10 protein-coding genes are annotated in these 12,636 nt (G+C 43.2%); 6 read left to right on the forward strand and 4 right to left on the reverse strand.

Annotated features, from left to right (window positions below):
• The 3 genes from Ga0451573_RS10255 to Ga0451573_RS10265 form a co-directional block, all read left to right on the forward strand.
• The coding region (locus tag Ga0451573_RS10255) for a DUF2753 family protein (RefSeq protein ID WP_231683918.1) at positions 1-585 on the forward strand (585 nt) is incomplete at its 5' end.
• Positions 569-2,902 carry a DUF4062 domain-containing protein gene (locus tag Ga0451573_RS10260; RefSeq protein WP_231684103.1) on the forward strand — a complete coding sequence of 778 codons (2,334 nt, stop codon included), beginning with the start codon at positions 569-571 and terminating at the stop codon, positions 2,900-2,902. The genes Ga0451573_RS10255 and Ga0451573_RS10260, both read left to right, overlap by 17 nt.
• Complete coding sequence (locus Ga0451573_RS10265; RefSeq protein WP_269438215.1) at positions 2,899-4,815, forward strand: tetratricopeptide repeat protein; 1,917 nt, start codon at positions 2,899-2,901, stop codon at positions 4,813-4,815. The genes Ga0451573_RS10260 and Ga0451573_RS10265 overlap by 4 nt, the downstream gene beginning before the upstream one ends.
• Before the next feature lie 10 nt (positions 4,816-4,825).
• Here Ga0451573_RS10265 and Ga0451573_RS10270 read toward each other — a convergent pair whose 3' ends face one another.
• Genes Ga0451573_RS10270 through Ga0451573_RS10285 form a run of 4 tightly spaced genes read right to left on the reverse strand, consistent with a single transcriptional unit; the run spans position 4,826 to position 9,216 of the window.
• The gene (locus Ga0451573_RS10270; RefSeq protein WP_231683920.1) at positions 4,826-5,470 is read right to left on the reverse strand and encodes a hypothetical protein; all 645 of its coding nucleotides are present in this window, start codon (positions 5,468-5,470) and stop codon (positions 4,826-4,828) included.
• A 43-nt stretch (positions 5,471-5,513) separates the two neighbouring features.
• Complete coding sequence (locus Ga0451573_RS10275) at positions 5,514-6,158, reverse strand: hypothetical protein (RefSeq protein ID WP_231683921.1); 645 nt, start codon at positions 6,156-6,158, stop codon at positions 5,514-5,516.
• A gap of 45 nt (positions 6,159-6,203) precedes the next feature.
• Positions 6,204-6,944 carry a hypothetical protein gene (locus Ga0451573_RS10280; protein WP_231683922.1) on the reverse strand — a complete coding sequence of 247 codons (741 nt, stop codon included), beginning with the start codon at positions 6,942-6,944 and terminating at the stop codon, positions 6,204-6,206.
• A 19-nt stretch (positions 6,945-6,963) separates the two neighbouring features.
• Positions 6,964-9,216 carry an AAA family ATPase gene (locus tag Ga0451573_RS10285; protein WP_231683924.1) on the reverse strand — a complete coding sequence of 751 codons (2,253 nt, stop codon included), beginning with the start codon at positions 9,214-9,216 and terminating at the stop codon, positions 6,964-6,966.
• A 170-nt stretch (positions 9,217-9,386) separates the two neighbouring features.
• Here Ga0451573_RS10285 and Ga0451573_RS10290 point away from each other — a divergent pair, with 170 nt between their 5' ends.
• From Ga0451573_RS10290 to Ga0451573_RS10300, 3 genes are all read left to right on the forward strand, one after another.
• On the forward strand, positions 9,387-10,394 hold the full coding sequence (locus Ga0451573_RS10290; RefSeq protein WP_231683926.1) for a toll/interleukin-1 receptor domain-containing protein: 1,008 nt from the start codon (positions 9,387-9,389) through the stop codon (positions 10,392-10,394).
• A 326-nt stretch (positions 10,395-10,720) separates the two neighbouring features.
• Positions 10,721-12,136: a post-COAP-1 domain-containing protein gene (locus Ga0451573_RS10295; RefSeq protein ID WP_231683927.1), complete on the forward strand. Its 1,416-nt coding sequence runs from the start codon at positions 10,721-10,723 to the stop codon at positions 12,134-12,136.
• Positions 12,137-12,219: 83 nt separating this feature from the next.
• Positions 12,220-12,633: an HIT family protein gene (locus tag Ga0451573_RS10300; protein WP_231683929.1), complete on the forward strand. Its 414-nt coding sequence runs from the start codon at positions 12,220-12,222 to the stop codon at positions 12,631-12,633.
• Positions 12,634-12,636: the final 3 nt, after the last annotated feature.

A 12,636-nucleotide genomic window follows, 5' to 3' on the forward strand; every position in this document is an offset into this window, starting at 1 on the left:
TATCACAAAAGCCAGGGTAACGGCGCGAAGGCCCTGGAATATTACGAAAAATCACTGGCTATATTTGAGGCCCTGGTAGAGCTGGACCCTGACAGTACGGAATATAGGCGGGGCGTGTCTGTAAGCTATGAAAGACTGGGAGATTATCACATGACCCAGGGTAACGGAGCGAAAGCCCAGAAATATTACGAAAAATCTCTGGCTATAAGAGAGGCCCTGGTAGAGCTGGACCCTGACAGTGCGGATTACCGGCGGGGCCTGTCTGTAAGCTATAATCGTATGGGATATTATCACAAAAGCCAGGGTAACGGCGCAAAGGCCCTGGAATATTACGAAAAATCACTGGCTATATTTGAGGCCCTGGTAGAGCTGGATCCTGACAGTGCTGAATACAGGCGGGACCTGGTAGTATCTTATTGTAAGATGGCTGCTTATTATAATGAGTCAGATGATGAAGAGCAGGCTGAACGATATTTCAAGGTGTGTTATGAGGCATTGCTGTATATGAAGGAACATGATATGTATATGGACCAGCCGCTTGTTGATTTGCTGGAACAGTTGGAGGGTGATGAGAACGAAAACTGATATGGAAGGACGTAACCGGCCCAAAGCCAAATTAAAACAATGGTATACCCGCCCTGTATTCGTCTCCAGCACATTCCGTGATATGCAGGCAGAGCGTGACTACCTGAATAAAAACGTATTCCCTGAGTTAGCCGAAAGATTGCGAAAACGGTTTCATTATCTGGAAACCGTCGATCTTCGCTGGGGTGTGGATACATTCGACAAACGAAATCAGGAAGAGAAAGAACTACTGGTGCTAAAACTGTGTCTAAACGAAATTGAGCGCTGCCGCCCATTTCTTATCATCCTCCTGGGTGATCGTTATGGTTGGGTGCCGTCGGAGGACAGAATGAAGGCGGCCATGCAGGAAAAAAACTTTAAAACGGATGTAGACATAAAAGGCAAAAGCGTTACTGCACTGGAAATAGAATTTGGAGTGTTGGATAGTCCCAAACAGCGGAAACGTAGTTTCTTCTATTTTCGTAACCCTCTGCCATATGCTGCAAAGCCTTTAGAAACAGCTGCCCAGTATAGTGAAGAATTCAACAACCGGCCCCAGGCAAAAGATGCCAGAGAAAGATTAAAGGGCCTGAAAGAACGGATAAAAAGCGAACTGCCAGGGCAAGTCCGCACTTATACGGCCAAATGGGACAGCACTGAAAATGGTATTATGGAGAGTAGTCTTAAGGAATTTGGCAATATGGTATTGGAAGACCTGTGGGGAGCCCTGGACGAGGAGACTAAGGCCTTAGCTGAGAAGCCTGATACCACCTGGCAGGAACGGGAAAGAAACATATTATCTCAATTTGTCGAAGAAAGGGTTCGCACATTCAAGGGGCGCAAAGACTTGCTGGATCAACTGGAGGAATTAGCTTTGTCTGCTCCCGGGCGGGAGCATTGGGGCACTGTTATCACAGGTGGTTCCGGGTCAGGGAAAAGCGCCTTGTTTGCAAAACTGAATGAGCAGCTGGATAAATACGGGTGCATGGTTTTATCCCATGTAGCGGGAGTCAGCCCTGTTTCCTCGTGTATCAGGGACATGCTGTTACGCTGGATAGAGGAATTATCCGGCTATTTGGAGATTCCTGAGCAGAAACCTGAGACCATGGAAGAAACTAAGACCCTATTTGCCAACCTGCTCTCAAGGGCAGCGGTTGATAAGAGGGTTGTCTGTCTTCTGGATGCTTTAAACCGGTTTGAGCGGACATCTGCCGCACGGTACATGACATGGTTGCCGGAAATATGGCCTGAGAATGCCAGGCTGATAGTTACAGCCATACCTGGTGAAGAAACCCGGACTTTGGGAAAACGCCGGGGGTTTAAAGTACAGGAGTTACCTCCCCTTAACGAAACAGATACCAGGCAAATAATCGAATCCATAGGTAAACAATACGGAAAGACGATCTCTCCCGATGTAATAAAAGTAATACGGGATAAGAGGCGGGGTGATCAAACCCCATCCTACAGCAATCCCTTATGGGTGCGAATCATCATAGAAGAACTGCTGTTGTTGGATCAGGATGATTTTGCCGCAGCAGACCAGTTTACCGGCAACCCTGAGGCCCAGCTACATGCTTTACTCATCAATGTGGCAGAGAAGTTCCCGCCTGAGATAGAAGAAGGGTATGCCTATCTCCTCAGGCGGGCGGAAAAGAGCTTTGGGGAGGTGTGGGTCAGGGCGGTATTCAGGTTTTTGGCTGCCAGCAGGTATGGACTACGCGAGATTGATCTGCGTAACCTGCTGGAAAGGCAGGGTATAAAATGGAACAGCCTGCAGTTTGCCGCTTTGCGCCGGTATATCCGTGCACACCTGATCCAGAGGGGTACGGAGGGTTACTGGGACTTTACCCACGACTTGGCTAGGGTAAGCCTGGAAGAGAGATACCTAGCGGATAAACAAGATAGGCTTCGCGTACACAGCCAGGCAGTAGATTATCTTGAGACCCTTCAACCGGAAGACCCCCTGCGGCAAAGTGAATTGATGTACCATTACTATATGGCAGATGATAAAATGCGGGCGGCCCGGTATTATGGTGGAGAGCTACAGGAAGAAGAATTAGCCGGAGCCACCAAGGTTTTAGCAGAGATTATCATTGAGGGAGCAGGAAACAATGTCAATTTCGGTTTGGATTGGGTAACAGGTTTATTAAAGCAGGATGGTCTGGACAATGATGAAATATATTCAATTTGTGAGAGATATAATTTTGACCTGGCAGAAATAATTAAAGATTACATAGATATATCAGCACGAATCACTATAATGGACGAAAATAAGCAGGCTTTATACAACCTTACGAATCTGTTGCCTGACGGGAAGATTATGCTGCAGGTCTCTTGATAAGCTATCAAAGGTTAGGAGATTATTACAAAGAGCAGGGAGACCGTATTTCCGCATTGGAATACTATGAAGAGTCATTGGCAATTGAAAAGGATTTTAACAGAATTAATCCAGATAATCTGAAATATAAACAGTACATGTTTGTGCTTTATATAAAAATAGGCGATTACCGAACGGAACAAGGAGACCGGGTTCACGCAGTGGAGTGTTATAAGAAGGCATTGGAAATCAATAAGGATCTGTTCCATTCCTCTCCCAATAACGCCAAATATGCAGTGGACCTTTCAATATGTTACCAAAAACTTGGAGACTTCTATTGTGAATACAGAAATCATGATGCTGTGCTTGAACATTATGAGAAGGCTTTGGAGATAGTTGAGACACTTTTACGCAGTTTTCCTGACTGTACAGAATACATATTGAACCTGTTGGTAAGTTGTATTAAGCTGGGGGATTTTTACAAACAACTGGGGGATTTTTCTCGTGTAAGGGAGTACTATGAAAAGGCTTTAAAAGTCAGTGAAGACCTTCACTGCCGCGTTCCTGACAACATAGAATACCGCCGGAATTTATATTTAAGCTATGAGAGGCTTGGAGATTATTACACTATAATGGGAAACCATATCCACGCACAGAAACTGTATGAAAAGTTTTTTCAGGGGATCAAAGAATTGTATCTCTTAGTCCCGGATAGTACAGTTCATGCACAAGGTTTCTGTGTGGCCTGCACTAAACTCGGAGGGTATAACAGTGAGCAGGGAAACAATGCTTACGCATTGGATTATTTTAAAAAGGCATTGAAGATAATTGAAGACCTGTGCCGCCGTGCCCCTGACAGCGCCGAATATTCACGTGGAAGATGGAATGTTCACGGGTTGCTGGGTGACTATTACATTGAGCGGGGAGACCATGCAGGCAGCCTGGAGCAATATGAGATTTCCTGTAAAATAATTGAAGAACTTTACCAGGGTGCTCCCCAAAATAGAGAATACAAACGATCCCGTTCAATGAGTTACAGGAGACTGGGGGAATGTTACACTAAACAGGGAGACTGGAATTGCGCCCGGGACTACTACATGAAGGCTGTGGAGACAGGTGAGGAACTGTATCGCAGTGCTCCGGACGGCATAATGAATGCAGACAACCTATCAATAATCTACAACAGGGTGGGAGACTATTATTCTGCGCGAAGGGATAATGTCCTTGCTATGGAATATTATAAAAAGGATTTGGAAATCAGTGAGGAATTGTATCACAGCGTATCTGAAAGTATAATTTATCCCCGTAATCTATTGATAAGTTATGAGAGGTTGGGAGATTGTCATTATAAACAGGGGGACCGTGACCAATGCCTGGAACAATACAGGAGATCTTCGCAAATACTTGAAGAACTGCATACCCGCTTCCCTGAGAATAAAAATTATGCATATGAACTATCAGAATGTTATAACAAACTAGGAGGTTATTATTCGGAACAGGGGAATAATTCTAAAGCTTTAGAGTATTATGAAGAGGCTGTGGGAATATTAGAAGGACTGCACCGGCGATTTCCGGATAGCGAAGAATATCCGCGTCTACTGATAGAAACAAGCCATAATCTTTTTCAAGAACTAGATAATGATGAAGAAGAACGGTCTTTACATTACCTGGAGATATGTCTTAAGGCAGCTGCACATATGAAGGAATATGGCATGAAAATGAATTGGGGATTAATATTACTGTCAAAGCAACTTAAATTAATGCAAATACTTTTTAAAATGATGATAAAGATGAAACCGAAACCACGAGTTAGGGTTAATCCTAAAAAAGAAGCCAGGCTAAGTATTAGGTACCAACTGGCTCTAAAAAAATGGGAGGCCCTGCCGTGGTGGAAAAGGATGCTGGATAAAAGACCCAAGCCGCCAGGCATTTAATGCCAAGCTTTCATCCCTCAAAACTAATATACCCGGCGTACTCCAACTTAAAAATCCGGGTAAACAAAAAGGTAATATACTGTATTTTCAAGGGGTCTGCACCGGAGGCGGCCTCTTTTAGTTTGGCAGTGATAAAAGGGAAGCCTTCAATTCTGGTCCTTACAATCATCTCCATATCCTCATTGCTGAAAGTGTCCACAGGATTGGCGGCAACGGCTTTCAGGACATCATCGGCTAAGGTACCTTGCCAAAATGCCTCCCTGATTTCCTGTAATGTATCTGAATCATCTCGGTTGGACTTTTCCAGGAACTTTTCAAATAAAGCCAGGGATTTTCTGCTGATAACTTTTTTAGGACAATCAAGTGGTCTAAGTGAATCTGTGGGTTCCCCGTCAACCAGGACATTACCGTCAAAATCCCTGGAGATTTCCTGTCCGGCTTTTATGGAGAAATCTGTCCAGCTGTATTTCCTCTTTTTTGTTAGATAAGTTATTCCGTCAAGGGTTTCGAAGTACTCAGGCTGGTAGTATAAATTTTGATATGTGTCATAAACAAATAATTTGCCGTGTTTATAGACACAGGCAATTACAGGCTCTGAGGAATCGAAATCCAGTATACCGGCCGTTTCTAAGGCAATAACACGCAGTATCGACATAAATAAACCCCCGCTCGCTCCTGTTGAGAAATCGGATTATGGTTTATGAAAAAGACAGGTAGTCATTGATTTCCAGCACAAACAACTTCCTGAAGAAATAGTTGATTTCAATAAGCTTATCGTATTTTTCCGAGTCCAGCAGTTCCTTTATATGGTTAATAATAAAACCCTTTCCCTCAAGTCTGCACCTGACTATCATCTCTTTTTGGAGGTTGGATAAGCCATTGATAACGTCATTCTGCACAATTTCTTCTATTTCTTTCCTAAAGAGCCCGTTATGGAATGAAATGGTGAGAGCTTCAACCATATCCTTATGGTTGGAATTGGCTTTTTTCAAAAACTCATTAAATAACTTCAATGTCACAGTACTCATGGATTTATTATTTACACCGGGCAGTTTCTGAAATGGCTCAGTTTGGATACCGTCTAACATAATGTCATAATCATAGTCTCTTGAAACAATCTGGCCTGGCTTTATGGTCAAATCCGTCCATTCATAACGGCCTTCATCAATAACATGTCTTACTGTGCCGATATAGGATGAATACTCGGCCATTTTAATTATCTCGCCCCTGTTTGTATAAAGGCAAAGGTCATCTTCCCATAATCCACAGGCACTAACCGGTTCGCTTTCTGCATAGGAGATGAAGAAGGGATATTCTATGGCAATCAGTCTTATATCTTTCATTGAAGACAGTCCTTCCCAAAACCGCTGTATTAGTGGTTATGCATTTTATTCGGTATAGGTGATCATCTTCAGGAATTCAGATTGAGGGCCGAATTCAGAGGTAATTCTTTCTACCAGTTCCTCAAAAGCTGTTTTCCCTTTACAGGTCATTCCTTCTATGTACTTAATGTCTATCCTGTCTTCAAACAAAAACTCCGGACGCATGTAGACCGGGAAAAGTTTAAAATATTCCTCCGGGTTATCCAGGGAGACGGCGATAAACTCAGCCAGGTATGTACGCCAGTCACTTAGGGCTAATAAGCAGTCACAGGGTTGGAAAGACTCATGCTGCAGCTGGATTTTTGGCAGGAAATAGGCATTGGGGATAGATTCCACCTGGCTTGTAAACCTTATCTCATACAGCCCGTATATCCAATCAGACTTATGGGGGTAAGCGAAGACATAACTATGCATTTCTTCATTGATGCCGGTTGCGGATACCCGGTAATTAAAGCTTATATCTCTTTTCTCAAGCTCGATTATTGACAAGAGGGCTCTGTTTGCAAGTATTCCGATGACACCTGCCAGGTTTGTATTATGGACAATCCCCATATTTTCTGTCATTTTTCTGCACAAGCTGATATTTTGGCTGTATCTTTGATTCACAACACTGTCCTGTTTTTTCTCCTGAAGTTCATTCATAATGATGGCGAAGTTTCGTTTGGTTTTACCGGCCTCTTTCTCTCTAGCGAAGGCATCATCATCGGCACAGTATTCCAGAAACTTTGTAAGATAAGGTTTAACCATTGCCGCTCCTCCCCGAAACTTAAAAACCAATCCTGGCAGATGATTCATCAGAACCTGCCAGTAGTTGTTTGACGTCACTGTCATCATATAAGGCTTCAACATCTGTCAATTTAATCGTAACCAGGTCTTCATGTGTAAAAGAGTTTGCTTTGTAAAGGCCCATAGAATGTTTAACTTTCAGGCGTTCCGCCAGGTTCCTGGCCAGTCGGCCATTACCAAACTTCTCATTTTTATTTTCCAGGGCAATGGTAAAGAGCTGATAGATTTTTTCCCGGACACCGTCTTCAAGAACAAATTTTTTGCCCAGACAACTGATAAATATTTCAGTAAGTTCTCCGGCATTATAATCAGGAAATTCAATTTTATAAGGAACCCTGTCCTTAAGTCCGGGATTCATTTCCAGAAGCTCACTCATCTCTTTGGTATAACCGGCCATAATAACGATAAAGCGGTCCCGTTTATCCTCCATTTCTTTAATAAGGGTGCTTAGGGCCTCATAACCGTAATCTCTTTTATCACCATCGGCTCCATACAGACTGTATGCCTCGTCAATAAACAGGACAGACCCCTGGGCTTCCCGGATTTTTTCCATCACAAGGGGTGCGGTTTGGCCGACATACCTGCCGACCAGGCTTTCCCTGCCGGCCTCTATCAGGTCTCCTTTTTTAAGAAAACCAATTTCCCTGAACATATTGCATAGAATTCTGGCTACCGTGGTTTTCCCTGTTCCAGGATTGCCGGAAAACATCATGTGGAAACAAATGTCACCGGCCTCTGATTCAAGTCCAAGGTCTCGCATTACTTGCTGGAATTTGGCGTATGCCACAATTTCTTTAAGCTTCTCTTTGATGGGAACCAAACCGACCAGTGAATCAAGCTGGGCCCAGGCACCGGACTTTGATTTTTCACTGTCCCCGAAGCTTTTGGTAAAATCTTCTGTATTGAGGATTCCCACCAGGTTTTCACTTTCGTCTTCATTCAGGCGGAAGAGTTTTTCAACACGGGCTGTCTCGATGATTTTCTGAACAGACCGGATGTTCTCAAGTTGTCCGGCCCGCTGCACTTCCTGGATTTTTTTCAGGAGATATTGTGCTGCATCTTTATCAAAGGCAAAACCGTAACTGTTTAAGATCTTGCCGGCTATAAGCAGCAGTTCGGTGTCGGAATAAGGCGGAAATTCGATGTGATGGCAGTTAAGGCTTTTCCGGATTTTTTCTATTACATTCTTTTCTATGGGGCTCTTTAGGCCTTTTTCGAATACCAGGACAAATAATACACGCCCCCGGTAATCCCACATAATATCCATCAGCCTGCTTACATTAAACAGAGGGTCACCCATCTGCCGGGTAATATTAATTGCAATAACACTATAATCATCGTCAACCCTGTAAGAGCCGTCTTCATTCCTTGTGAAAACCGTTGATACGTTTTTGTCATTGCTTTGAAAGAAGAGACTTTCATATTCAATGAAATTAGAGTTTTTGGCCAGACCGAAGTGGTGCAGGTTGGCGGCCAAAATTTTCAGCATTGTGGTCAGCCCCATTCCGGTTCCTATGGTGAATATATAATGGATTGGGAAAACCCTTTTTTTCTTTTGCTGGTTTTTTAGTTTATTGTTAAGAATAGAGAATTTTTGAATAGCAGCAATTTCTTTTTTAAAGTCCTTAACTCCAATAAGAGAGTCTAAATGTAACGGCTTCCTGGTATTTTCTGTCTTCTGGTTTGTCTTCTCGTCCGGCTCGTCAAGGCCGTCGAATATATCTGAAAGGTCGTCTCCAAATTCCTCTGTAAAATCATCTGTTGATAATTCACCAAACTCATCTTCCTCATCCTCATATTCACCTTCTTCACTGGGAGAGCCAATAATGGAATAAAGACACTCTCTTTTAAGTTCGTCTGCAAAATTTTTAAAATCCGTAGTCTGAACGATTACTTCGTCCGATTCCACTGTATCCAGTCGATCCAGACAGTCCTGAGGACTAATGGGTTCAATGATGGCTGTAACGGTTTCCCGCGTGAGAGCGCCGGCCACGGCTGATGCCAATTCGTTGCCAGCCTTTTCGGCTTCTTCCCGAATTGGTTTCTGTAATTTGCAAAAAAATTGTATTTCGGAAGGGTGAATCTTAACAAGGATGATTATGAGACCCGGATTCTGCAATTTAAAGGCACTCAGAACCTGACCTATCTCCTGGTGAAACTTGACGAAAGGGCTGTCAGACCGGTCTGCCGGTTTTCTTAATTTGATTTGATAAAAGTGTGACCCTAATGACATATTATTCCTCCGCAAAATAATATACATTTTCGTCATTGCACCTAATAATCCTTCCCCAAAAAAGAATTTGTGGAAATATTATGAAGGTTTTTCTAAGTTGTTGTAGAATTATCCATAATTGGGAAGAGACATTTGTTAAATGAAGAATTCTGAATCGGAGGATTGATGATATGGCAGCGGAAGACATCAGGCCGATGGTTTTTATCAGTGCAAAAAGTGAGGATTTTCCTTACGCCGAAGAAATTTACAAATTCCTGAGGGGTAAGGGGGTTCCTGTCTTTTTCAGTAGGGAGTCCCTGCCTGCCCTGGGTAACTCCGATTACAGGAAACAAATTGACAAATACCTTGACATGGTTCAGCACATGATAGTTGTAGCAAGCAGTGTTGACAATGTGCTGTCTCAATGGGTGGAAGGCGAATGGGGATTCTTTATAAATGAGAAGAGGTCGGGACGTAAGGCCGGAAACATTGTTACGGTGATCGTTGGTTCATTAAATATAAGTGACCTCCCGCCGAGCCTCAGATATTATGAAGTGATACCTTTTGAGGAATCGGATAAAGTATTGAAGTATGTCGTCCAGGATGCCTCAACCCATGCGGATATGATGCCGACAAAAGAAAGGGCGACGGAAGAAAAACCGATGCCTGGCACCCTTCAGCCACTGGTTCCCATCAAAAACTTTGATTTGGGGTATGTTTACCACGAAAACAGTGATACGTCTTCTATGCAGGTTAGATACTTTAACAGGGGGCCGAGAAAAGCAATGGAACTGGTCCTGGATTTTCGCCCCAAAACCTTTTACCCGGTCCCGCCCAAATTTGTCGGCTATGCCATAAGGCTGGACCCGCCTGAGGACTGGAGGTGTTTTTTTGACAACGGCTATAATCTGAGTTTTGAGATTTGCGCTGATTCAGCCGTAAAGAGTATCAACCTGGAAATTAAGCGGTTATCTGATCCCCGGAATGTAAATTCATTGGAGGAAATAGTCAAGTATTCGGTAGAACTGACTGCCCAATGGAGGTGGATCAGTCTTCCTTTGAATGACATTGCTTTTCCTAATACGAAGTGGACACATATCAGGGAAATTTGTCTCGTGATAACTCCAAATGACCTGGCCGATTACTGTGGGGTAATAAAGGTTGATAATTTGATTCTGTCCAAAGCCCCGAGGAATTAAGCAGGCGAGTATGAATTAAATAGACTCTTTATAAGCCCTCTGGCCCCGGATGAAATCAGTCCGGATGCAGGGCTTATTTTTTTGCGCTTATTTTGTAATGATCAATTTCTTGCACAGTAGATATTGTACATTTTTAATAAAGCCGAATTTCTTTAAAAGGAGGTGTTTTTGGTGGCCCATTGTTGTCTCTGCAACAACGACAAGGACAATATAAACCGCTGCCCGCATTGTGGACGGGTAATCTGTGACAGCTGCTGGGATTGGTATTCGTACTGTAAGTGCAGCAAAGATTTTAAGAAGTAACAAATTGAAAGGAGTGATCTGGTTTGAAAAATAAGTACCTGTATCTAGTGGTGGCGGCTCTTCTCATGTTGTTCTCAGTAACAGGTTTTGTATATGCCGAAACCTATGAAACAAAGACGTTTAATCCGGGAACACATGTAATTCCAATGGATAATCACCAGGACAACAGGCTTGAGGCATTTGGCCTGGCCCATGCGATTGTCAGCAATGGAATCCCAATTTTCCGGATTATAGAAGGTCCTGATGTGTCAATGACAACAGTAAACCAGCCTGATGGGGACATCTATTCAGGCGGCCCGATTCTTGTAGATGGAGACATACCTCCCGATGTGTTAGCTTCATTTTCAACAGTTACTGTAGACACTCTAACAGAATCCTTTACCAGTGACCAGGTTTTCCGGGTTGAAAGGGCAACAAAAATTATTGTTGTTCACGGTATCTGGGGTCATACCGAAGAAGTACTTGACTGGATGAAAATTCCCTATGAAATGGTTGAGACAGGGGATATTGAGGCAAATCCTGCAATGCTGGACAGCTATGATGTGCTGGTCATAGACTGCCCAGGTTGGTACGGCATCTCTGCAGATTTGGAAACAAAATTTAAGGCTTTTGCAGAACAAGGCGGAGAAATAATCTTTACCGATATAGCCTTGGAAAACTTATCTTACCTGTTTCCGGGTTATGTTTCCGTTCAAGGGAACATGGATGGCATCTTCGACTTCGATGTTCACAATGTGGGGGAATTTATCAGCCAGTACTATGGTCCGTCAACACTGTCCATTTATACTATGGGTGGTGGATGCATAGTTGACCAGGTAATAAGTCCTGAGGTTAGGGTAATACTTAATACAGCCAGTTATGGCGACTGGGATGGGAATACCGGCCTTTACCGTGTTGGAGCCTTTTACTTTCCCTATGGCAGCGGAATAATTGAGGGGTTTGCCTATCACCCCCAGGAACAGACAGGTGATGCCCAGATCCTCAGTGCAAGTCTGTATGGCAACAAGTTTATACATGGGACGGAAAAGCCTGTTGATCCGCCCGTTCCTCCACCTGCAGATGAAAATATACCGGGTAAAGTTACCGGAGGCGGTTGGATAGATTCTGAAGATAAGAAGGCAAGCAAGTCCTTTGGTTTTACCGTGAAGTTTAGTGAAGGCGAAATATCGCCAACAGGACAGTTGGAGTTTAATAATCACTTAAACGGGGATAAATTCCACAGTGAGGAAATTACCTCATTAGTTATTGACAGGGTTAACAGTATGGCAACAATCAAAGGTACAGGAGTACTGAATGGTTCGTCAGGACACGAATTCGAAGTCCTCGTGAGTGACATCGGAGAGCCTGGTAATGGCATTGACTTCTTTAAGATTGTCATAGATGGAGAACTGATTGGTGAAAACGCATTATCTGGCGGTAACATACAGATTCATAAGTAGAGCTGAAAGGGGACGGAGGATGATGCCTGTGTCCCCTTTTCGAAGACCATAATATTATAGCTTAATAAATGGGAGTGGGATTTATGAAGGAATGTATTTTCTGTGACATCCTATCGCAGCACAAGTCAAATCCAAATTTTATTCTTGAACAAAAGTCGAGCATTGCTTTTGTTAACCTGGACCAATTTTATTTGGGGCGCACAGTAGTAATATTTAAAAGACATACAACCGAATTCGATGAGCTTAATCCTGTTGAGCGTTTAGATTTAACTGAAGAGATGGTTATGGTAGCTAAAGCTGTAAAGAAGGCTTTTAGCCCTAAAATGATTAATTATGCCATTCTAGGAAATGTACAAGAACACTTGCATTGGCATATCATCCCGAGATATCATGATGATGCCAATCTTGAGGGACCACCTTGGCCTCATTCACGTAAATTTGTTACCCCGAAGGAGTATGCGGAAATTGCAAATGTAATATTGCAGCATATTCAATGAAAG

This window comes from Phosphitispora fastidiosa, from assembly GCF_019008365.1.
GTDB lineage: Bacteria > Bacillota > Thermincolia > Thermincolales > UBA2595 > Phosphitispora > Phosphitispora fastidiosa.